This window comes from Candidatus Neomicrothrix sp. (assembly GCF_035329545.1).
Classification (GTDB): domain Bacteria; phylum Actinomycetota; class Acidimicrobiia; order Acidimicrobiales; family Microtrichaceae; genus Microthrix; species Microthrix subdominans.
Genome location: NZ_DAOLGP010000009.1, coordinates 22,455 through 44,608, shown reverse-complemented (window position 1 = coordinate 44,608; position 22,154 = coordinate 22,455). Strand labels below are relative to the sequence as shown.

22 protein-coding genes are annotated in these 22,154 nt (G+C 68.2%); 12 read left to right on the top strand and 10 right to left on the bottom strand.

From position 1 onward, the window contains the following. Positions 1-67 precede the first annotated feature (67 nt). Both PKD89_RS07230 and PKD89_RS07225 read left to right on the top strand, forming a co-directional pair. On the top strand, positions 68-889 hold the full coding sequence (locus tag PKD89_RS07230; protein ID WP_289010289.1) for an SDR family NAD(P)-dependent oxidoreductase: 822 nt from the start codon (positions 68-70) through the stop codon (positions 887-889). Between the two features lie 83 nt (positions 890-972). Then, the gene (locus PKD89_RS07225) at positions 973-1,440 is read left to right on the top strand and encodes a 6,7-dimethyl-8-ribityllumazine synthase (protein WP_289010288.1); all 468 of its coding nucleotides are present in this window, start codon (positions 973-975) and stop codon (positions 1,438-1,440) included. A 106-nt stretch (positions 1,441-1,546) separates the two neighbouring features. Here the strand turns inward: PKD89_RS07225 and PKD89_RS07220 are convergent, their stop codons facing one another. Then, positions 1,547-1,777: a hexameric tyrosine-coordinated heme protein gene (locus PKD89_RS07220; RefSeq protein WP_287378513.1), complete on the bottom strand. Its 231-nt coding sequence runs from the start codon at positions 1,775-1,777 to the stop codon at positions 1,547-1,549. A gap of 120 nt (positions 1,778-1,897) precedes the next feature. On the opposite strand from PKD89_RS07220, the gene PKD89_RS07215 reads away from it, so the two are divergent. Further along, complete coding sequence (locus PKD89_RS07215; protein ID WP_289010287.1) at positions 1,898-2,233, top strand: cupin domain-containing protein; 336 nt, start codon at positions 1,898-1,900, stop codon at positions 2,231-2,233. A 52-nt stretch (positions 2,234-2,285) separates the two neighbouring features. Then, entirely contained in the window at positions 2,286-4,010 is a 1,725-nt protein-coding gene (locus PKD89_RS07210) for a potassium channel family protein (RefSeq protein WP_289010286.1), read from the top strand. A 40-nt stretch (positions 4,011-4,050) separates the two neighbouring features. On the opposite strand, the gene PKD89_RS07205 is transcribed toward PKD89_RS07210, so the two are convergent. The 4 genes from PKD89_RS07205 to modA all read right to left on the bottom strand — a co-directional run bounded on the left by PKD89_RS07205 (position 4,051) and on the right by modA (position 6,316). Further along, positions 4,051-4,593, bottom strand: a complete 543-nt coding sequence (locus PKD89_RS07205; RefSeq protein ID WP_289010285.1) for a hypothetical protein — start codon at positions 4,591-4,593, stop codon at positions 4,051-4,053. Beyond that, complete coding sequence (locus PKD89_RS07200) at positions 4,590-5,078, bottom strand: hemerythrin domain-containing protein (RefSeq protein WP_289010284.1); 489 nt, start codon at positions 5,076-5,078, stop codon at positions 4,590-4,592. The genes PKD89_RS07205 and PKD89_RS07200 overlap by 4 nt, the downstream gene beginning before the upstream one ends. Continuing rightward, positions 5,029-5,373 carry a hypothetical protein gene (locus PKD89_RS07195; protein WP_289010283.1) on the bottom strand — a complete coding sequence of 115 codons (345 nt, stop codon included), beginning with the start codon at positions 5,371-5,373 and terminating at the stop codon, positions 5,029-5,031. The genes PKD89_RS07200 and PKD89_RS07195 overlap by 50 nt, the downstream gene beginning before the upstream one ends. A gap of 157 nt (positions 5,374-5,530) precedes the next feature. After that, positions 5,531-6,316 (bottom strand): molybdate ABC transporter substrate-binding protein, encoded by a 786-nt coding sequence (gene modA / locus PKD89_RS07190; RefSeq protein WP_289010282.1) that lies wholly within the window; start codon positions 6,314-6,316, stop codon positions 5,531-5,533. Positions 6,317-6,435: 119 nt separating this feature from the next. Here modA and PKD89_RS07185 point away from each other — a divergent pair, with 119 nt between their 5' ends. Then, a complete protein-coding gene (locus PKD89_RS07185) occupies positions 6,436-6,966 on the top strand; it encodes a PadR family transcriptional regulator (protein WP_289010281.1) in 531 nt (176 codons plus the stop codon). A 31-nt stretch (positions 6,967-6,997) separates the two neighbouring features. Here PKD89_RS07185 and PKD89_RS07180 read toward each other — a convergent pair whose 3' ends face one another. Both PKD89_RS07180 and PKD89_RS07175 read right to left on the bottom strand, forming a co-directional pair. Beyond that, positions 6,998-8,167 (bottom strand): metallophosphoesterase family protein, encoded by a 1,170-nt coding sequence (locus tag PKD89_RS07180; RefSeq protein ID WP_289010280.1) that lies wholly within the window; start codon positions 8,165-8,167, stop codon positions 6,998-7,000. Continuing rightward, on the bottom strand, positions 8,164-8,502 hold the full coding sequence (locus PKD89_RS07175; protein ID WP_289010279.1) for a hypothetical protein: 339 nt from the start codon (positions 8,500-8,502) through the stop codon (positions 8,164-8,166). Before PKD89_RS07175 ends, PKD89_RS07180 begins: the two co-directional genes overlap by 4 nt. A 121-nt stretch (positions 8,503-8,623) precedes the next feature. Between PKD89_RS07175 and PKD89_RS07170 the strand changes: the two genes are divergently transcribed. From PKD89_RS07170 to PKD89_RS07155, 4 genes are all read left to right on the top strand, one after another. Continuing rightward, positions 8,624-10,153, top strand: a complete 1,530-nt coding sequence (locus PKD89_RS07170) for an alpha/beta hydrolase domain-containing protein (protein ID WP_289010278.1) — start codon at positions 8,624-8,626, stop codon at positions 10,151-10,153. A gap of 276 nt (positions 10,154-10,429) precedes the next feature. Beyond that, positions 10,430-10,630, top strand: a complete 201-nt coding sequence (locus PKD89_RS07165; RefSeq protein ID WP_287378530.1) for a cold-shock protein — start codon at positions 10,430-10,432, stop codon at positions 10,628-10,630. Between the two features lie 113 nt (positions 10,631-10,743). Next, positions 10,744-11,535, top strand: coding sequence for an enoyl-CoA hydratase (locus tag PKD89_RS07160; protein ID WP_289010277.1), 792 nt, complete (start codon positions 10,744-10,746; stop codon positions 11,533-11,535). A gap of 10 nt (positions 11,536-11,545) precedes the next feature. After that, positions 11,546-13,123, top strand: a complete 1,578-nt coding sequence (locus PKD89_RS07155; protein ID WP_289010276.1) for a cellulase family glycosylhydrolase — start codon at positions 11,546-11,548, stop codon at positions 13,121-13,123. 11 nt (positions 13,124-13,134) lie between these two features. Here the strand turns inward: PKD89_RS07155 and PKD89_RS07150 are convergent, their stop codons facing one another. After that, positions 13,135-14,217 carry a threonine aldolase family protein gene (locus PKD89_RS07150; protein WP_289010275.1) on the bottom strand — a complete coding sequence of 361 codons (1,083 nt, stop codon included), beginning with the start codon at positions 14,215-14,217 and terminating at the stop codon, positions 13,135-13,137. A 120-nt stretch (positions 14,218-14,337) separates the two neighbouring features. Between PKD89_RS07150 and PKD89_RS07145 the strand changes: the two genes are divergently transcribed. The 3 genes from PKD89_RS07145 to PKD89_RS07135 are packed head-to-tail and all read left to right on the top strand — an operon-like array spanning position 14,338 to position 19,273. Then, complete coding sequence (locus PKD89_RS07145) at positions 14,338-15,153, top strand: ABC transporter ATP-binding protein (RefSeq protein WP_289010274.1); 816 nt, start codon at positions 14,338-14,340, stop codon at positions 15,151-15,153. Positions 15,154-15,189: 36 nt separating this feature from the next. Then, entirely contained in the window at positions 15,190-16,437 is a 1,248-nt protein-coding gene (locus PKD89_RS07140) for an ABC transporter substrate-binding protein (RefSeq protein ID WP_289010273.1), read from the top strand. 7 nt (positions 16,438-16,444) lie between these two features. After that, entirely contained in the window at positions 16,445-19,273 is a 2,829-nt protein-coding gene (locus PKD89_RS07135) for an ABC transporter permease subunit (protein WP_289010272.1), read from the top strand. Between the two features lie 17 nt (positions 19,274-19,290). On the opposite strand, the gene PKD89_RS07130 is transcribed toward PKD89_RS07135, so the two are convergent. Together PKD89_RS07130 and PKD89_RS07125 are read right to left on the bottom strand one after the other, a co-directional pair. Further along, complete coding sequence (locus tag PKD89_RS07130) at positions 19,291-20,583, bottom strand: alpha/beta hydrolase family protein (RefSeq protein ID WP_289010271.1); 1,293 nt, start codon at positions 20,581-20,583, stop codon at positions 19,291-19,293. 2 nt (positions 20,584-20,585) lie between these two features. After that, complete coding sequence (locus tag PKD89_RS07125) at positions 20,586-22,142, bottom strand: WS/DGAT/MGAT family O-acyltransferase (protein WP_289010270.1); 1,557 nt, start codon at positions 22,140-22,142, stop codon at positions 20,586-20,588. Between the last annotated feature and the right edge of the window lie 12 nt (positions 22,143-22,154).

The following is a 22,154-nucleotide window of genomic DNA, read 5'->3' as shown; positions in this document are numbered from 1 at the left end:
TCGCTCACCGTCGCTCCCAACCACAACGGCCGCCGGACCCGGCTGCATCACCGGTAGCGTCTCGACGATGACCGACGACACTGCCGAGATCACCGGCCGGGACCGGCCCCTCGAGGGCCAGGTGTGCCTGATCGTCGGCGCAGGCGAAGGCATTGGCCGGGCGTGCGCACAGGCCTTCGCCGAGGCCGGCGCCGTCGTGGCCCTGGTCGCACGCGACGAGGGCCGGCTGAGCACCCTGGCCGACGAGGTCGGAGCTTCGTCCGGCGGCCGAGCCATTCCGATCGTCGCCGACCTGGGGCAACCGGAAGCCGACCAGACGATCGTGGAGCGGGTTCTCGCCCAGACCGGCCGGATCGACTCGGTCATCGCCGTGGCCACCAGGGCCGGACGAGGAGCACTGGTCGACGTCGACCTCGCTCAGCTGAGGGAGGCCTTCGAGGTGAACGTGATCGGCACCCTCGGCGTCAGCCGCTGTGCCGCCCGGGCGATGCGCTCGGCCGGTCGTGGCGGCTCGATCGTGCACGTTTCCACCTTGGGCACCCATTCGCTGCCCGAGAAGCAGGCCCCGTACACGGCCACCAAGGCGGCGATGGTGTCGGCGTCGAGGACGATGGCCAAAGAACTGGGTCCGGCTGGCATCCGGGTGAACGTCGTGACCCCGGGGTACGTCAACGGTCCGCCACTCGAGACCTTGTTTGCGTCGATCGCCGAGCGGGAAGGCATCGAAGCCGCCGACGCCTCCCGCCGGATGGCCGCCACCGCCGCGCTGCGCCGCCACGTCGACCCGGTCGACATCGCGCAGGCCGCGCTGTTTCTGGCAGGGCCGGGGGCAAACAACATCACCGGCGTGGAGCTGCGGGTCGACGCCGGCCAACTCATCCAGGGATAGGAACCCCGCAGCGGTCGCAGGTCGCCGGCCGCAGGCTGGCGACGCTTGACTGCGCCGGCGCGGAAGGTCCTACGGTACCGACCATGACCACAGCGACCGGAACCCGGACCACGCCCACCGTGGCCTTCGTCCAATCGAGTTGGCATGCCGACCTGGTCGACGGCGCTCGGCGCGGTTTTCTCGAGGTCGCCTCGGCAGGCGTCGCCGAGGTGGAGACCTTCGAGCTGCCCGGGGCCTTCGAGATCCCGCTCCACGCCAAGCTGCTCGCCGAGACCGGTCGGTTCGACGCCATCGTGGCCGCCGGTTTGGTCGTCGACGGGGGCATCTACCGACACGAGTTCGTCGCCGACGCCGTCATCGGCGGGTTGATGAGGGTGCAACTCGACACCGGAGTGCCCGTGTTCTCCTGCGTCCTCACGCCCCACGAGTTTCATGAACACGACGCGCACCAGCGGTTCTTCGCCGAGCACCTCGTCGCCAAGGGTCGGGAGGCCGCCCACGCATGCCTGGCCACGCTGGAGGCGCGCCGCGACCTGCTCGGCACCGACTGACCCGACCGTGCGGCCGAGGCCCGACGGCGCCCGGCGTCGAGGCCCGACGCAGGCAATCTCGCTATGACCGAGGCGCCGGCCACGTCGGCCGGGGGCCCTGACGAGGTCAGTCGCGCCAGTAGTTGTTGGCCGCTGCCACGGTGGCGAACTCGATCGCCACCACGTGCCCGGCGGCGGTCAACGAGTTGGGATCGTTGGCGTACAGCGGCCGCAGGCCGGCGCGTACGTCCGCATCGGTCTGGATGGCACCGATCGTCTTGCGGGCCATCATGATCGCCAGCTCACGACCCTCTTCGGGGGTGGCGGTGATCAGGGTGTTGTCGGGCACGAGTGCCATCGGTGACTCCTCAAAGTCGCTGAGCATGGACGGGACACGGCCGCTGTGACGGCCGTCAACCTTCGACCCTACGCCCTGCCGGTCGGGAATCGCTGGAACCCGACGCGCGAGACTCGTGCCATGAAGCTGATCACGCTGGACAACGCCCCCGACTACGACGCCGAGCGCCTGGTGGCTCAGCCGTTCCTCGACGGTACGCAGCTAAACGCCCGGGTGATTCGCCTGAGCCCCGGCCAGGTGCTGCCGCCTCACACCCATGGGGTCTCCGAGCTGATGCTCTATGCCGCCGAGGGCGAGGGCCTCCTGGAGTCCGACCATGGGCCGGTGCGCTTTCGCACCGGATGCCTCGTCCTGCTCAGCGGCGACGAGGAACTGCGCATCTCCAACCCGGGCGACACCGGCCTGACGTTGCTGGCCTTCCTGGCGCCTCCTTTCCCACCCTCCACCGACACCTGATTCTCGCCGATCGGCCCGCTCGTTGGCCGGCTGATGGGATGATGAGGGGTTGATGAAGAGCCTGGCGTTCGTTCTGAGCTATCTGGCGGGCCCGCTGCGGCGGCGCGACCGCCGCATGGTGGCGATCCTGCTCGGCACCTTTGTGGTGCTCGTCGTCGTGTTCGCCGCCATCTTCCACGCCGTGATGGCCCAGGAGGGCCAGAACCACAGCTGGGCCACCGCCTTCTACTGGACGCTCGTCACGATGACGACGCTCGGCTTCGGCGACATCACCTTCACCTCCGACCTCGGCCGGATCTTCTCGGTGATCGTGTTGCTCACCGGCACCGCATTCCTCCTCATCCTGTTGCCGTTTGCGTTCATCCAGTTCGTCTTCGTTCCCTGGATGAACCGGCGCGACGCCAGCCGGGCACCGCGCTCCATACCGGCGTCCACCTTCGGGCATCTGGTCCTCACCCGGCTGGGCCCGATCGAAGACGCCCTCATCCGCCGAGCCAAACAGGCCGACGTGGACTACGTCGTGCTGGTCGCCGACCTGACCGAGGCGCTCCGCCTGCACGACCAAGGGTACCGGGTGATGGTCGGCAGCAGCGACGTTCCGGAGACCCACCGCGCCGCCAGGGTGGCCAACGCTGCACTGGTGTCGGCGACATGGCCCGACACGACCAACGCCAACATCATCTTCACCGTCCGGGAGATCTCGACCAACGTCCCGGTGGTGGCCACCGCCACCAAGGAGGCGTCGGTCGACGTCCTCGAGATGGCCGGCGCCGATCAGGTGCTCCGGCTCGGTCAACTGCTCGGGCGGGCCATGGCAGATCGGACCCTGTTGCCCGACGGGCGAACGCACGTCATCGGTCAGTTTGCCGGGGTGCTGATCGCCGAGGCCCGGGTTGCCGGGAGCACCCTGCTCGGTCAGCGCATCGCCGATGTCGGGCTGCGCAAACGTCTCGGGGTGACCGTGATCGGCGTCTGGGACAAGGGGGTGTTCGCCATCGCCGTTCCCGACACCGAACTGACCGCCACCTCGGTGCTGATTCTCTCCGCGTCCCAGGACCAACTCGACGCCTACGACCGTTGCTACGGGACCGGATCGGACCTCCAGGGATCGGTGGTGATCATCGGTGCCGGGCGCGTCGGTCGAGCCGCCGCGGAGTCCTTCGACGAGGCCAACATCCCCTACCGGATCATCGACCAGCAGCCCGACCGGATACGCAACGAAAAGTACGTCCTCGGCGACGCCGCCGACATCGCCGTGCTCGAGGCCGCCGGCATCCAATCGGCCACCGGGGTGTTGATCACGGCCCACGACGACGACGTCAACATCTACCTGGCGATCTACTGCCGCCGGCTCCGGCCCGACCTGCGGATCGTCGCCCGGGCCAACCTGGACCGCAACGTGTCGACGCTGTACCGGGCCGGGGCCGACGACGTGTTGTCCTATGCCTCGACCGGTGCCGCCGCCATGTGGAACGAGTTCCGAGGCAACGACACGCTGGTCGTCGCCGAAGGGCTCGACGTCTTTCGGGCGCCGGTCCCCAAGCCGATGCGCGGCAAGACGCTGGCGGCGAGCGGGCTGCGCTCAAGGACCGGATGCAACGTCGTCGCCATCGAAAGCGACGGCCAACTCGTTGGCAACCCGGGTGCCGACGTGGTGCTGAGAGCCGACACCAGCCTGGTGCTGATCGGCGACGACGCCGCCCGGGACCGGCTGGCCAACCTCGACGACGGGTGGCGGGCCATCCTGAACAACCGGCTGGCGAGCCTGCCCGACTGAGCCGACGGTCAGTTTTTGGCGGGTCGCTTGGCGCAGCCGCTCAGCCCTCAAGCAGCTTGGCCAGGCGGGCGAGGGCGCCCAGCCCGCGCGACACGTAGCCGTCGGCGAGGACCAGGACGGGCACGATCGGCTCGGTGGCGGCCTGCCACGCCGCCCTCCATTGGTCGGCCACTTCGAGATCGGCGCTGCCGGCGCCGAGGGCCTCGAGCGCTGCGGGGTCGTCGATGGGCCCGCCCCCTTCCCAGTGGGCGCCGAAGATCCCTTGGCGCACCGCGGGGCGCGCTTCGCCCGGCGTTCCGGCGTAGCGCCGGGTGGCCAGCGCTGTGCTCACCTGCCGGACGGGCAGCCGGAGCCGGTCGGGTTCCCCCGGCGCGAGCAGGTCTCGAATCCGGTCGAGCTCCGAGGTCAACATGTCGGCCAGATCTCCGGACACGTCGAGGCCGGCAGGTGGGATTCGGGTGTCGTGTTCGACGGCGCGCCACTCCCCCGACGCGACGCCGCGCCGCTCCAGCTCCTCGAGACGGGCGCTGGCCAGCGCGCTGAACGGGCAGTTGAAGTCGCCGTAGGCGGTCAGTTCGATCACGACGCTCCTTCGGCCAGCACTGCGGCGGCGGCAAGGTGCACGCCGGCCATCTCGTCCCATTCAGGTTCCTCGAAGTTGAACCTGGCGGCCGAGAACAGCTCCATCTCCTCCACCTCGATGTGCGACGCCAGCTCGTAGAACTCGCTGCGATCGAACCGGCCGGCGACCAGCGCCTCCCGTACCACCCGATGCTCCTCCTCGAGCGCTGCACACGCGTCCTCGGCCAGTGCGCCGACTTCGAGCAGTTCCGGATAGAGCCCGGCCTCCTCTTTGATGACGTGCAGGTCGAGCAGCGCCAGCAGGCTGTCGAGCACCCCCGGGGTGGCCGGGTGACCCGTCCGGGCCGCCTCGGCCAGCTCCCAGGCCATGGCCAGGATCTCCACGTGCTCGGCGGTGAGCTCGGCGATCGGAGGGAACGCACGACAGCCGCAGTGATCACACATGGCCAGGTCCCCCACCGGCGGATCCCGGAGTGTGGTGGCCATGGGTGCAGTGCATCTGTGCGACCGTCGCGTCGACCGCCACCATCTTGTGTTCCCACGACGATCGGTCGTCGCCGTGGAGGTGTTCGCTGACGATCGAGAGCAGTCGATCATCGGCGACGCTCTCGTCATGATCGATGCGAAAGCACTGCTCGCCGATCGAACCGTTGACCGCAAGCACGCCCGGCTGGGCCATGAGCGACCGGGCCGTGTCGTTGAAGCACAACGAGCAGTTGGCACCGTCGAGCCGGATCTCGGTAGTGACCGGTCCGTCGTTCCCACTGATGGGGTTGCTCATGGGCCTCCCTCCCGGCGCCCCTACAACCGGGCAACGACTGCGTTCACCGGCCCGGCGGGCACCTCACGACCAAGAGTTCATATATACCACGCGCTAGAACAACGGGAGCGTCGGAACACGGTGAGTCAGTGGGTGCCGGCCGGACGCCTGGGCCTGATCAGGGGGTGCCGAAGCCGTAGCCGGTCAGGATCTGCTGCCCCTCGTCGGACAGGACGAACTCTTTGAACGACTTGGCGCCGTCCCCGTTTGGCGCCCCGGCCAGCTGAGCGATCGGGTACTTGGCGACGACGTTGTCGTCGGCGGGGATGTCGATGCCCTCGACCCGGTCGCCGGCCGAGGTCACGTCGGTGACATAGACGATGCCGGCGTCCAGTTCATCGCTGCCGATCTTGGTGAGCAACGCTCGAACGTCGGGCTCGTTGGTGTCGATCGCCGGCTCGACGCCGACGCCCTCGAGCGCCTCTCGGGCAAAGTCGCCGCAGGGCACCTCCACGGCGCACAGCCCGATCAGCAGGTCGTCGTTGGCGAAGGCGTCGAGCCCCTTCACCTTGCCGGGATTGCCGGCCGGGACGGCGATCTGCAACTCGTTGGTCACGAACACCTGCGGCTCGCCGGCGACCTCGTCGGCATCGACGACGTCGGCCATGTTGGACTCGTTGGCCGACGCGAACACATCGGCGGGGGCGCCAGCCAGGATCTGCTCGCGCAGCGCCGAGCTCCCGCCGAAGTTCAGCTGCACCTCGGCGTCCGGGTTGTCCTCCTCGAAGGCCGTCTTGATGTCGCCGAAGGCATCGGTGAGCGAGGCGGCGGCAAACACCAGCACCTCGCCCTCAACGTCGCCACCCTCGGCCTTCGCCGCGTCGGTCTCGCCATCGCCGCTGCAGGCCACGACGCCCAACGCCATGATGCCCACCAGCATCGCCCTGCGAAGTTGCTTCATCATCAGGTACCCCTCGTTCGTGACCCACCGGTGCGAGCCGCAGATTTAGTCTCATTGAGACTAGCGGTTGGGGCACAGTTCGGCGCATCCAACCTCCGACAGCGGGGCTACCCTGCCCGATGATGGGAACTCCAGACGCCTCCCACAACGGCCCCCCCGAGCTGTCGCTGACCGAATGGGTGGTGTTGGCGGTGCTCGTCGAAGCCCCGATACATGGGTTTGCCATCGCCAAGGAACTACGTCCGGACACCGACCTGGGACGCATCCTGACCGTGCATCGCCCCCTGGTCTACCGGGCCCTCGACCGGCTGGTGGCCGCCGGGTTGGCCGAGCCCCACCACACCGAGCCCGGAGCGGCCGGACCCACCCGCACCCTCCACCGACCCACCCGCACGGGCCGCCGGGCGGCCGACGACTGGCTCGACCAACCGGTGACCAGCGTGCGCGACCTGCGCATGGAGTTTCTGGCCAAGCTTCGGCTCAACCAGCGCCGCAACCGGGATTTGTCCCACCTGGTCCAGGCGCAGCGGAGCGCCTTGGCCGGAACCTTCGAGCGCCTCGACGCACCCTCGTCCACCGACGTGGTCGACCTGTGGCGCAGCCACAACGCCGATGCGGCGAAAGCGTTCCTCGACGAGCTGTCCCAGCGCTGAGATCCGCCGCCGTCCGGCGATCGCCCCGACCTCAGCCCCCGGCGTCCCCACCTGTGTCGGCGGACGTGGGCGTCGAGGAGATGGTGACGCCCGGCGGTTTCGATGCGGTGGTCGATGGTGCGACCCCGTCGGCGGTAGTGGTCGAGGCCGTCGCGTCGGTAGTCGTCGTCGAACTGGTCGTCGACGTGCCGAGAGGGCCGATGCCCTCGTCGACGTCGGAGCCGATGAAGTCGGCGTTATCGCCGTCGCGGACCTTGTCGGTGATTACGCGCCTGCGAATCTGCAGGTCACCGGCCGTGCCGACGATCTCGAGGTCGTCGATGGCGATCAGCTCGCCATCGCGGAAGCGCAGCAGGGCGGCGCTGGCCGGGGTGTCGTTGTCGACCAGCAGCGAGCCCAGCCCGGTGGCACCGGTGGAACCGACCATCCACACCAGCGTGCCGTCGCGGGCGCCGAGCTGGGAGCGGTGCATGTGGCCGGCGATGGCGACGGGCACCTCGCCGACCAGCTCGCGCAGGATCACCGGGTTGTGCACGGCGAGAACGTCCGGCCGCTCGCGCCCCAAGAGCTCGCTCACCTCCGGCGCTGCGGCCAACTCGACCGCCTCGCGCTCGTCCCTGGGCACCGGATCGGCCGTCGTGATCACCGGGTCGTCAAAACCGGCGATCGTGACGCCGTCGACGTCGACGACGGTGTTGTGCAGCGCGGTCACACCCGGCGTCGCCTTGATCCCCCGCCGGTTGGGCCGCGAGTCGTGGTTGCCGGCCACGAACAGGTACGGAACCGGGAAGTCGGCGAGCGCCTCGGCGTACACCCCCTCGAAGGACGAGCCGAACGACGTGGTGTCGCCGGTGTCGACGACGGCATCGACGTCGAAGGTGGTGGCCAGGCGGCGGGCCAGCTGGGCACCGATCGGGTTGAGGTGCAGGTCGGAGATGTGCAGGATCACCACCTCACCCTCGGTGTCGGCGACCGATTGGGTGATGCCGGCCGAGTACAGCCCGGCCAGGCGATCGGTGAGCGCGGTGACCCGCTGGCCGAGCGGGCCGTCGGCGGTCGAGATGGACTGCATCATCTGGCGACCTGCGGTGAGCGGGCCCTGGTAGGTCAACTCGTCAAAGCGTTGACCGTTGAAGCCGGGCAGCGCCGACGCTGCCAGCCCCACCGCCACCGCGCCCCCGAAGACCGCTCCACCGATCACAGCTCCATCCGCACCTCGACCGGGCCGCGGTGGGTTGGTGCGCTGGCCTGCCCGAGCGGCGGCAGGCCCAGCGTCGTCCGGCCGTGCTGGGTGGGCCAGAACCCGATCGCCACCGACCCCGGCCCCATGCGGTGGTCCGAGGTTCCCAGCCGAGGCGCCAGCAGCAACACGGCAACCGCCACCACCGCCAACGAGACGATCACGCGCAGCCAGCGGCGGTACTTCGGAGGCTTCGTCCGCCCCGTCGACCCCGACGACTCGGTCGGGTTCAACGACTCGGTCGGCTGCGGCGACGCGTCCGATCCCAGCCGATCCGGTTGCTCCGATGGGGCCACACCGAACGGTACCGCGCCACGGCGGATGGGCGATGCCCACGGGCAACGACTCGCCGGTGCCCAAAATCGCTGCGGAACCTGGCAAGATCAACACCCGCCACACCCGAGGGAGCGCGAGCTGATGAAGCGAACCGGCATCGTGATGGGACTGCTCACCGTTGCGCTGCTGAGTGCGGCCTGTGGCGGCGGCGACTCGGCGGGCGAGACGTCGGCATCGACGACCAGCCCCGGTGACGAGACCGGCACCACCGGATCGGCCGAGCGCCCGGACGGTCCCGCCGCCACCTTTGGCGAGGAACTGACCGGCGGCAACGGCATGTCGCTGGTGTCGGCGGCCGAGGTGCCCGACCTGGCCGAGGCCGGCTACACCGAGACCGAATACGCCGTGGCGGGCACCGCGACCGCGTACGAGTCCGACGGGGACCTTCCCGCCGACGGCGCCTTCGAGCTGACCGAGACCGGCGAGGGCGACTTCAACACCCGGGTGGTCGTTCGACGGCCGGAGAAGGCGGCCGACTTCAACGGGACCGTCGTCGTCGAATGGCTCAACGTCAGCTCGGGGGCCGATGTGGCCCCGGACTACACCTACATGGCCGACGAGATCATCCGGGGTGGCTACGCCTGGGTGGGCGTGTCGGCCCAGCACATCGGCATCGAGGGCGGCCCGGTGGCGGTAGCCGCACCGGGTTCGGAGTTCACGGGCGCCGGCAAAGGGCTGGCCGCCTTCGACCCCGAGCGGTACGGAGATCTGAGCCATCCCGGCGACGCCTTCAGCTACGACCTCTACACCCAGGTCGGTCGGGCACTTCGAGCCCCGGGCGACGCCAGCCCGCTGGGCGATTTGAACGTCGAGCGCGTGCTGGCCGTCGGCGAATCCCAATCCGCCTTCGCGCTGACCACGTACGTCAACGGCGTGCAGCCGCTGACCCATGAGTTCGATGGCTTCATCATCCACAGCCGGGGCGGCGCCGCAGCACCGCTGGGCGAACCGGACACCGGCATCGATATCTCCGGGACGATCACGGGCGAGCCCACCAGAATCCGCACCGACATCGACGTGCCGGTGATCACCGTGCAGACCGAGTCCGACGTGCTGGGCCTCCTCAACTACTTCCCCGCCCGCCAGGACGACAACGACCGCTTCCGGCTGTGGGAGGTGGCCGGCTCAGCGCACGCCGACTCCTTCCAGATCGGCGCCGCCGAGCCGATGCTCGGGTGCCCGAAGCCCATCAACCGGGGCCAGCAGAGCTTCGTGTTGAAGGCGGCCCTCCGCGGCCTCGACGCCTGGGTGACCGACGGCGAGGCACCCTCGAAGGCCGATCGACTCAACGTGGATGAGTCGGGCGATCAGCCCACCTACGTGCTCGAAGAGGTGGGCAACGTTGAAGGCGGCGTCCGCAGCCCGGCGGTGGACGCACCGGTCAACGTGCTGTCGGGGCTGCCCGCCGAGAACGCCACCGTCATCTGCATGCTGATGGGGTCGACCACGCCGATCCCCGCCGCCGAGTTGGCCGAGATGTACGACTCCCCAGCCGCCTACGACGACGCCTACGAAAAGGCGGCCGACGCCGCCGTCGAGGCCGGCTTCGTGCTCGACGACGACCGGGCAAGCCTCATCGAAGCGGCCCCGCCGCTGCCGGGCGAGGACTGACGCGCTGTCCGGGACGGATCGCTCCCATCGGGATGCCCAGCGAGACCACCACAATGTGACATTGGTCACATCAAGACCTACCCGACCACCACGTTGCGACGGGTCGATCCCTGTCCGCTCAGCGATCGCGGGTCAATTCGTGGTTATCGAGCGCTCTCCAACCCCACGCCAAACGTGCCGTTGAGAGGCCCGATGACCGATTCGGGGTCGTTCCCGGGTTACGTTATGAGCTGCATCAACAATTTCGAGTTGGTGCGTACTACGAAAAGAGCAGCAATGACCACAGGTACCGTGAAGTTCTTCAACGCTGACAAGGGCTTCGGATTCATCTCGCGAGAGGGTGGCGACGACGTGTTCGTTCACTACTCCAACATCGCCGGCGAGGGCTACAAGAACCTCGACGAGGGCCAGACCGTCGAGTTCGACGTCGCCCCCGGCCGCAAGGGCGAAGAGGCTCAGAACGTTCGCGTCATCTGAGCAACCCCAAACCTCGGCTTCGGCCGTCGTTCTTCGAAATCGCCGGCCCCTCGGGGTCGGCGATTCGTCGTTTTGGTCGGCCGACGCTCCGACGGCGGGGGTACGGTCGGCCGATGGGCAACAACGATGACCAACCGCTGGTGCTGCGCTCCGACGGGGACCACGTCGCCACGCTGACGCTCAACCGCCCCGCCGCCCGCAACGCGCTGTCCGAGGCGATGCTCACCGCGCTGGCCGAGCGGCTGGCCGAGATCGACGGCGACGACGAAGTCCACGTGGTGATCCTGGCCGGAGCGGGGCCGGCCTTCTCGGCCGGACACGACCTGCGGGAGATCCGGGCCGACGACGACCCCGCCTTTCACGAGCGGCTGTTCGCCCGCTGCTCCGACGTGATGATGCAGGTTGGCCACCTACGCCAACCGGTGATCGCCCGGGTGAGCGGCGTGGCCACCGCCGCCGGCTGCCAACTGGTGGCGTCCTGCGACCTGGCGGTGGCCGGCGCAACCGCCCGCTTCGCCACCCCCGGGGTGAACATCGGGCTGTTCTGCTCCACGCCGATGGTGGCGCTGACCCGGACCGTCGGCCCCAAGCACGCGATGGAGATGCTGCTGACCGGCGAGCTGATCGACGCCACCGATGCCCACCGCATCGGCCTGGTCAACCGGGTTGTGCCCGACCAGGCCCTCGACTCCGCAACCGCAGCGTTGGCCGCCACGATCGCCGCCAAGTCGCCCCTGACCGTCGCAATGGGCAAGGCGGCCTACCGCAACCAACGCGACCTACCGGTGGCCGAGGCCTATGCCCACACCTCCGGGGTGATGGTCGACAACCTGCAGGCCGACGACGCCGCCGAGGGGATCGCGGCCTTTCTCGACAGGCGTCCGCCCACCTGGACCGGCAGATAGGGTCCACCCGATGAACCGAACACTGCGGCGCCGAGGCGCCAACAGCCTGTGCGCCGTCGTGATGATCGCCGCACTGGCGCTGGTCGGCAGCACACCGGCGGGCGCCCAATCCGAGCCTCCCGAGATTGCGCCCTCGTCGCTCGGCCCGATCGGCCACGACGGCCGCTGGATGACCACCGCCGACGGTCGGGTGTTGATGCTGAACGGCATCAACTTCGTCGACAAGAACCTGTTGACCCCCGCCGGTTACGGCTTCGAGGACGATGACGGCGAATGGCTGGCCGCCAACGGCATCGACGCGGTGCGCCTGGGCTTCACCGCCGCAGCGGCCATGCCGACGCCCGGGGTGCTCGACGAGGACTACCTCGACGCCTTCATCGAGACCGTCGACATGCTCGAGTCGCACGGGCTGCTGGTGCTGATCGACCTGCACCAGGACGGCTGGGGCCCAACGCTTGGCAGCAACGGCTTCCCCGAGTGGATGACGCTGACGCACGGCGCCGAGAACACCGGCACACCGTTTCCGCTGTACTACATCACCAACCCGGCGATTCAGGCGGCATTCGACAGCTTCTGGGCCAACGAGAAGGGCCCGGACACCATGCCGCTTCAGGATCAGGTCGCAACGATCTTCACCGACATGGCGGAACGGCTGAAGGACAGCGACGCCATCTTGGGGTGGGACCTGCTCAACGAGCCCTGGCCCGGCACCAACTTTCAACCCTGCGGCGAGGCCGGCCCGGGATGCCCCGACCAGGACGCCTCGTCCCTCGACCCCTACTACGCTTCGATGACCGCTGCGATCCGAGGAACCGGCGCCGAACAGCTGATCTTCGGTGAGCCGTGGGTGCTCTTCAACTTCGGCATGACCGCCACCAACATCGCACTGCCCGGCGGCGACGCCAACAGCGGCCTGAGCTTTCACGCCTACACCCTCGAGGACGCCAACGTCCCGGTGGTCATGGACCAGGCTCAGGCCTGGTCCAAGCGGACCGGTGGGGCGCTGTTGGGTTCCGAGTTCGGGGCCGACCCCCGCCCGGAGTTCAACAACGGCATCATTGAGGCGTTCGACCGTGCGCTGATCCCATGGATGTACTGGGCCTACAACGAGAACACGATCGGCAACCTCAAGGCGCCGCCTCAGCAGAGCGAGGCCGACGCCGTCGACGCGATCGTTCGACCCCACCCGCTGGCGGTCGGCGGCACACCCACCCGGCTCCACTACCAACTCACCGAGCGCGTGATGCGCTTCACCTGGGACACGACCGGCCCGGACGGCACGCAATCCCCAGCCGACACCGAATCGGTCTTTCAGGTGGCGCCGCGCACCTACCCCAAGGGCTACAAGGTGCTGACCGTCGGAGCGACGGTCACCTCCCCAAGCGACGCTGCGTCGCTGACCGTCGTGGCCGACGGGTCCGGTGACGAGCCGAAGGTGGTCGTCTACCCGGCCGACGCCGAGCCGCCCAGCCTCGACTTCCCGGAGGACCAGGCTGCTCCGTCCGACGACACGGCCCCGCCACCCTCACCCGACTCAAGCCCGTCGGCCCCCGATGTCGCACCGCTGACGCCGGTCTTCACCGGCTGACGCCCCCGGCCTCAGCCGGCGCCCCGCCCGGTCATCTCCTCGATGCCGGCCACGAAGGCATCGATGTCCTCGGGTGTCGTGTCCCACGCGGTCATCCACCGCACCTGGCGGCGGGCGGGGTTCCAGTCCCAAAAGAAGCTCCACGCCTTCAGTGGTTCGATCAGGTCTGTGGGCAGCGCAGGGAAGATGGCGTTGACCTCGGGTGACGCCCCGGCGTCGATACCGGGCAGCGTCGCCACGCGACGGTGCAACAGCTCGGCCATGGCGTTGGAATGAAGACCGAGCTCGAGCCAGAGGTCGTCGGTGAGCAGGGCGCTGAACTGGGCGGCGAGAAAGCGCATCTTCGACGGCAGCTGCCCAACCTGTTTGCGGACGAACTCCGACCCGACCGCAACCTCCGGGTTGAGGAACACGACCGCCTCGGCGCCGAGCGAGCCCACCTTGGTGCCCCCAAACGACATGGCATCCACACCGGCATCGATCGTGAACGATCGCAGCGCCGCCCGGGTTCCGCCGAGCGACGCGGTTGCGTTGGCGATGCGGGCCCCGTCGAGGTGCACGAGCATGCCCAGCTCGTGGGCGGTGTCGCACAGCGCCACGATCTCGTCGACCGTGTAGAGCGTGCCAAGCTCGGTGGGTTGGGTGATGCTGACGACCCCCGGCTGAGCGTGATGCACCTGGCCCCGGTACGCAGCCGCCTCCCGCAGCTGATCCGGCGTCAGCTTGGCATCGTCACTTGGAACATCGACCAGCTTGGTCGACAGGATGCGTTCGGGTGCCGCCGTCTCGTCGGTGTGGATATGGGCCCAACTGGAACACACGATGGCCTGGTTGGGGCCGCCGTGGGTTGCCATCAGGCAGGCCAGCGCTGCGACATTGGCGCCGGTGCCGTTGAAGGTGAGCCGGGTGACGACCTCCGCGTCGAACAACCCGGCGAACATCTCCTCGCAATGGGCGGTGTGGGCGTCCTCGCCGTACGCGAGGCAATGCCCCGCGTTGGCGGCGACGACCGCGTCGAGCACCGCCGGGTGCGCACCGGCCGCATTGTCGCTGGCGAAGGAACGGGACGGCGGATCAACGCTGGGACCTGGCATCCCTGTCGGTTTATCACCCTGGCTGCTGCGACGTTGGGTGCACACCCGTCGTCGCCGACCCCCACATCAGAACTCTGGTAACTTGCCGCGGCGCGGGTCGAACACTTGATGTCGGGGGGCATGTTGGCGAACGTAACGACCAGTCCGTCGTTACGAGATGATCGAAGCGATGCGCTTGCGCTGTCCGATGTGACGGTCCGCTTTGGCGGCATCTCGGCACTGAGTGACGTCTCCCTCGGGGTGCCTTCGGGTCAGCTCTGCGGACTGATCGGGGCCAACGGCGCAGGCAAGACCACCCTGTTCGACGTGATCAGCGGACTGCGGAGTCCGTACTCCGGGACCGTGACACTGCACGGAACCGACGTCACCAAGTGGAGCGTGCAGCGGCGCGCCCGTTTTGGACTGCGACGCACGTTCCAACGGGTGCAGGTGTTCGGGTGGCTGTCGGTGGAGGACAACCTGCTGGTGGCGAGCGAGTGGCGTGGCGGGGGCGGCGGGGTCCTCGGGGATCTGGTTGCGTTGCCGACCCGCGGTGCGCGTGAACGTGAACGTCGGGAGAAGGCCGAAGCGGTGCTCGAGCGTTGTGGGCTGCTCGACATCAGGCATCGGCCTGCAGCGTCGCTGCCGATCGGCACCGCCCGCCTGGTTGAACTGGCCCGGGCGCTCATGGATGATCCGACCGTGCTGCTGTTCGACGAGCCCGCATCAGGGCTCGATTCGACGGAGGCCGAACGGTTCGGTGATCTGGTCCAGGAGATCGCGGAGAGCCACGAGGCGGCGATCCTTCTGGTGGAGCACAACGTCGGCTTCGTGATGCAGCGTTGCCACCGGGTGGTGGTTCTGCACCTGGGCAAGGTCCTCGCCGATGGCACCCCCGAGCAGGTCCGTGAGGACCCGTTGGTGCTGAGCGCCTATCTGGGGGCAAGCACAAGTTGAACAATTCCTGACAGTCCCACAATCCAAGGAGTGACCATGCCCAGAAAACGGTACGTATCCGCATTGGCAGTACTCGCCACCACGGTGATGCTCATGTCGTGTTCCAAGTCCGTGGACGACGAAGGCGCGGCCACAACCGCCGACACCAAAGAACCCACCGAGCAGACCATGCGGGGCATCACCGACACCTCGATCAAGGTCGGCGGTATCCAGTACGGCGTCTACTTCTCCGACGCAGCCATCGGGGTCGAGGCGCGGATCAACCAGGCCAACGAGGACGGCGGCGTCCACGGACGGAAGATCGAGTTCGTGGGCGCAAAGGAAAACGACAACGACTCGACCAAGGACCAGGATCTCGCCCGAGCACTCGTCGAACAGGACGAGGTGTTTGCCCTCCTGCCCGTCATGTCGGGCACCTTCGGAGCGATCGACTACGTGGTGGACAACAACGTTCCGATGTTCGGCTACGGCGTCAATCCCGCGTTCTGCGACAACGACATCGCTTTCGGGATCACCGGGTGTGTGACCAACCCGTCCCTGGAGGTTGGCTCCAACGCCCTCGGAACGGCACTCGAGGACTACTACGACGGTGACTCCAACAAGTCGATCTCGTTCATCGCAGAGGACAACGACGCAGGTCGTGGCGGCCTTACCCTGCTGTCGGCATCCGTCGAGGACAAGGGCTTCAAGGTGCCCTTCGCCGAACCGTCGATTCCGGCACCGCCGGAGCAGGTCGGCGACGTGTCCCCGTTCGTCTCGGAACTGCTGAAGTCCGACGGTGGCGAAGCACCCGACGCCATCTACCTTCAGGCCACCTTGGTGGGCACCAAGCTGGCCGACGGCCTGCAACAGGCCGGCTATGACGGCACGATCATCACGCCGTCCTACAGACCGCTGCTCCTGGGCACTCCGGGCTACGACGGAGTCCTCGTCAACACCCAGTTCGGGATGGATCCGGAGCTGGCGCCCAACGCCGAGATGCTCGACGCCGTCCACAAGATCGATCCGGAGAAGCAGATGAGCCTGGCCCTGGTATCGGGCTACCGCTCTGCGGACATGTTCGTCGAGGCGCTCGAAGCCACCGGCAAGGACCTCAGCGTCGAGTCGTTCCTGCAAACCCTCAACGACGGCTTCTCATACTCCGTCGACGGGGTCGTGGGTAAGTCCACCTGGCCGGAGAACCATGGCAAACCGGTGCCCTGCGCCGTGATGACCGAGGTAAAGGACTCCAAGTTCGTCACGATCCAGGACCTGATCTGCGGCGAGAACATCAAGATCGGATGACGCTTCGATGATCGAGTTCTGGAGCCTGGTGCTGGCGGGCGCCGTCGCCGGAGGCCTGTACGCGATCATGGCCTCCGGCCTGGTGCTCACCTACCAGGCGTCCGGGGTGTTCAACCTGGGTCAGGGGTCGGTGGCCTTCGTCACCGCGCTCGTGTACTTCCAGCTGCACTCACCCGAAGGACTGGGGCTCCCCGTTCTTCCAGCAGCGATCATTGCCATCTTCATCCTGGCGCCGGCGCTCGGCGTCCTCCTCGACCTGGTGCTGTTTCGACGGCTTGCCAGCGCTCCGATCGCGGCCCGCCTCGTGGGCACGGTGGGCGTGCTCATCGCGCTGCCCGCGGCGGCCTTGATCGTCATCCAGGCGATCAACAACATCTTCGGGTCCACCATGCCCGACGTCTCCGGTGACGCCGGGGTGAGCCCGCCGGGCATCGGACCCGTTCCGCCCACGACCTGGTCGATCTCGCGTGGCATCGCGATCAACTCCGATCAACTGGCCGTGGTGGCCGTCGCTGCGGTGGCGGCATTCGGCCTGTGGTTCCTCATGCGCCGCACCCGTCTGGGACTCGAAACGCGAGCGGGGGTGGACCGCCCGGTCCTCGCCCGATTGCGCGGCATCGATACCGACCGTTCCTCCCGCATCATCTGGGCCCTGTCCACGCTGCTGGCCGGCTGCGCAGGGGTCTTGATCGCCCCGCTTTTCGATCTGTCGGCGATCACGTTCCACATGATCGTGTTCACCTCCTTTACTGCGGCGGTGGCGGCCCGTCTCAGATCGCTGCCGATGGCGTTCGTCGCCGGCATCACGCTGGGCGTGGTCCAGAACCTGGTCTACGGGTACGCGCCGGACTTCCTGACGGCGGTCTCGGGATTTCGCAGTTCGGTGCCCTTCATCTTGTTGTTCATCCTGTTGTTCTTCGTCCGGGACGGTGCAGGCCGCGCCGCGGGCTCAGTCGCCGAGGATGCCCCCGGCGAGGACCCACTGGCCGAGATGAACCCCTGGCGGCGCCGCGCCCCCTGGATCGTCGCCGGGACGCTGTTGTGCCTCTATGCGCTGCTCGTGGCCAGCGGCTACTGGGTCGCCATCCTCAACCGGGGGCTCGTGCTGTCGCTGGTCTTCCTCTCCTTCGTGGTCGTCACCGGCATCGGGGGGATGATCAACCTGGCGCAGGCGACCTTCGTCACCGTGGGGGGGTTCACCGCAGGCTGGCTCGTCAACCACCAATGGCCGTCGACCGTACCCATCCTCATGGTCAACGGTCGGTTCGTGTTCTGGGTGGCGCTGGTGGTGGCGATCGTCGTGGCCGTGGCGGTGGGCGCACTCGTCGCCCTTCCGTCGATCCGTCTCGGCGGGCTGACGTTGGCGTTGGCGACCCTCGCCCTGGCGTTCATCGGCGACCGGTTGGTGTTCCAGCTCGAGGGGGTCCGCAACGGCTCCCGCGGGTGGTCGGTGCCGGCGCCGAAGCTCGGCCCGTTCGACCTCAGCGACGACCGCACGATGTTCGTCGCCCTTGCGGTGATGGTGCTGCTGTGCGTCTGGGTGGTCGGCAACCTGTCGCGCTCCGCCACCGGCCGCTCGCTTTTCGCGTTGCGCTCCTCGCCAGAAGCTGCGGCGGCGTCCGGGGTCGATCCCGTGCGCACGAAGTTCGTTCTGTTCGCGGTGTCAGCCGGGCTCGCCGGGCTGGCCGGCGCCTGGTTCGCCGTGGTCAACAGTCCGATCACCAACCTCAGCGCTCCCCCGCTGCTGGGCCTCATCTGGCTGGCGGTGGCGGTGACCTTCGGGATCCGTCGCCCGGGGGGTGCGGTCCTCGGAGGCATCGTGTACGCGGTCCTGCCGGTCGTCCTCCTCGGCATCGGGGAAACCTGGGGCGGCCCGTGGGAGGCCATCCCCGACGCCGTCCGTCAGATGATCGCAAGCCCCCAGCTCGCATCGCTCCTGTTCGGCCTGGGGGCGATCTCGCTCGCTCGGGAGCCCGATGGCGTCCTCGCCCAGACCACCAAGGGCATCAGGGAACGACGCCTGGCCAAGCTCCCCCGAGCCCGTGACGCATCAGACCCGGTCACCGATGCCCCGGCAACCGACACGACAACAAGCGCGACCGAAGCGGTGCCTCGGGTGCACCGCGCAGCGGATGCGGGCGCGGGCACGGCCCCGATCCTCGAACTCCGCAACGTCAGCGCTGGTTACGGCGAGGTCGAAGTGCTCCACGGTGTGTCTTTTCAGATCATGCCCGGCGAGGTGATCGCCGTTCTGGGCGCAAACGGCGCAGGCAAGTCGACGCTGTGCGGGGTCATCGCCGGAACGGTCGCCGCCGGCAGCGGTGAACTTCTTGTGGAAGGAACCGAGATGGCGGACATGTCGGCCCACACGCGTGCGCGCCGAGGCGTGGTGTTGGCGCCCGAAGCCAGAGGGATCTTTCCCGGGCTGTCCGTCGACGACAACCTCGCGATCAGGCTTCGCACCGAACCCGGCCGCACGGAGGCCAAGGAGCGGTTCCCGATACTCGCCGAACGTCACAACCAAACCGCCGGCCTGCTGTCGGGGGGAGAGCAACAACAACTGGCCATGGCCCCCATCCTGGCTGATCCACCCGCGGTGTTCATCGCCGACGAACCGTCGCTGGGGCTGTCGCCGATGGCCGCGAACAGCGTGTTCGACGCCTTGGCCGAAATGACCGAGCTGGGAACCACCCTGATCCTGGTCGAGGAACAGGCGGGCAAAGCCCTGGCCATGGCGGACCGAGTGATCATCATGGATCTTGGGGTCGTCACCTGGGATGGACCGGCGCACGAACTCGACGTCGACCGTCTCGAAGCGGCCTACCTGGGGCGATAGGCCAGATCGGCAACCGCCTACTCCACCGGGGCCGGGGCGAGGTCGTCCAGAATGCCGTCGACGAAGCCGGCCACCTTCTTCGACCACAGATAGCCGACGTGGTTGCCGGGAAACCAGCTGATCGTCGGGTGATCCCAGTGCTGCCACAACGCCTGGGTCTGGGCAGGGATCGCCATGCGGTCCCCCAACCCGGCGAAGATGAAGCGCCGCTCGACGGGCACCAACGAGGGCATGGCCAGGGGCGACACCACGCGGTGAATGACCTCGGCATGCCCCTCGAGCACCTGGTGTTCGGCGGCCCGTTCCCGGACGTGCTTGGGCGACTGATGGGCGAACAGCGCCGGGAAGTCGCAGATCGGGATTCCGGCAATGACCGCATCGAAATCGCCGTCCAGGCAGGTGGTGAGCGCGGTGACGTCCCCGCCGAGCGAGACGCCGTGAAGCACCAGCGACGTGGGCTCCTGGGTGCGCACCCAGCTGAGTAGCCGGCGGACGTCCCAGGCCGACTGGGCCAGCGCGTGCACCGAGTTGATCATGTCGAAACTCAGAAAGTGCTCGCCGCCCATCCGCGACGGGCTTCGGCTGCCGTGCACCGGCAACACGATCGCCGCCACGTTCCAGCCCAGGTCGTGGTGCAGGTGCTGGGCGCGGAACGTGATCATGTCGGAGAACGGGGCCCCGGTGCCGAACCCGTGGACGCACACCACCCACGGCCTGGGGCCATCGTCGTGCTCCAGCAGCCACGCCGACGCGGTGTGGTTCCTCTCGAAGTCATCCCACCGCTGCGCCCCGGGCTCCTCCGGGCGGGCGTGGTAGCCGCTGACCCAGCTCATGCGCCGGTAGCGCTGCCCCAGCGCCCAACCGCTGCTGAAGCTGACGTCCACCAGCGGCTCGGGGTCGCGATGATACGAGCGAGGATCGTCCAGCCATCCCCGGTCGTCAAACAACGCTTGGGCCACGCGGACTTCCGCCGACACCCGCTTGTAGTCGGCTCGGCGCGGAGTGCGGTTTGGGCCTTGCATGAGCGCGACGACCGCCTCGTCCATCGCCACCTGTGCCGCCAAGGCGGCGGTCATGCGGATCTGCGGGGCGCCCGGGATCCTGCCCGCCTCGGTGAGGGCGGCCTCGATCGCCCAGCGGGCGGTGCGCGGGGCGACCGTCGTCAGCCGGGCCAGCGGCATGCGGGCCAGGCTCTTCTCAACCCGGTTGATCAGCGTGATCGACCCGGCCTCGTCCTCCTCGGACAACAAGACGTTGGTGATGTCCTCGACGTCGGTCTCGTCCGGGTGGTCTGGGGCGGGCTGGGTCATGGCTACTTCGCCTTCTTGGCCGGCGGCTTCTTCATCGGCGTGTTCTTGGCGGGCGCCTGGGCGGCGGGCGCCTTCTTCGCCGGGGCCTTCTTCGCCGGCGACTTCCTCGCCGGGGCCTTCTTGGCGGGAACCTTCTGAGCGGGAGCCGGCTCGTCTCCGGCAGCGACGGCCGCCTGACGCAGCACCTCGATCGCGTCGACGATGCCGTCGCTCACCTCCTCGACATCGGGGGCGATGTCAGGGCAGGCGATCACCCCGATGTCCATGTTGCCCATGTTGGACAACACCGAGATGTTCAGCCCCGAGCCCTCGATCAGCGGGCCGAACGGGTACATGCCCACCAGCTGTGCACCGGCGATGTAGAGCGGAAACGGCGGCCCGGGCACGTTGGAGATGACCAGGTTGTGGATCGGGGCAAGCCGGTCGGCCAGGTTGGCGGAGCTGTACAGGCGGCTGGCCAGGTTGAAGATCGCCGGCGGGGTCACTTCGGTGACATCGCCGATCATGTCGGCACCGATCGCGCCGTGCACCGCTTTGGCATCCAGGGTGTCCACCCGCACCGCACGGAGCTGGTCGACCGGATCGACCAGGTGCACCGGCAGGCGCACGAACATGTTGGACACCTGGTTGGCCGACCCCCCTGCGGTGGTCTTGCCCTTCACCGACACCGGAACGCTGACCACCAGCGGCCGCTCGAAGGTCTCGCCCCGCTTGGCCAGGTAGGCCCGAAGGGATTGGGTGCAGGCGGCCAGCACCACGTCGTTCACCGTGACGCCAAAGGTGGTCTTCACCAGCTTGAGATCGTCGAGCGAGCACTTGGAGAAGGCCACCGACCGGCGAGCGGTGATCGAGTGGTTGAACAGGGTGCGGGGCGCATCGAACGGCCGGGCCATCGTGGGGCCTTCGTCGCCTCCGCCGACCACGCCGGCCACCACGCGGGCGACCGAGGTGAGGCTGCGTCCGAGCGCCCGGGCGCTTCGGAACGGGTCGGTGATCCGGGACACCACCGCACCGGCAACGAGCTGGGGGCCGCCGGGGATCGACCCCTCCGGCGCAGCCTGCGGCGGGTAGTCGGTCTCAACTTCGGGGGTGAGCTCCACCAGCTGGGCCAACAGGTCGGTGCCGCTGGTGCCGTCGACCAGCACGTGGTGCACCTTGGACACCATCACCGCCGTGCCGTCGGCCAGCCCCTCGATCAACACCATGTCCCACAGGGGTCGGTCACGGTCGAGCGGCTCGGATGCGTACCGACCCACCCACTCGGCCAAGTCGTCGCTGGTGGCGTCGTCCAGCAGTTCATGGTGCATGTGATCGTCGAAGTTGAAATTGGGATCGTCGACCATCACGGGATGGTCGATGCCCAGGGGCACCTCCATCATCCGGTGAAGAAACGCCGGGATGCGGGGCAACCGCGATTGAACGTGCGCTCGAAACTTCTCATAGGAGAACCCGCCCGCAACGGTGGACGGATCCATCACCATCACACCCGTCACGTGCATGTGCACCACCGGGTTCTCCATGTACCAAAACGAGGCGTCTGCTGCTGTGGTGCGCTCCATGGGTCAAGTGTG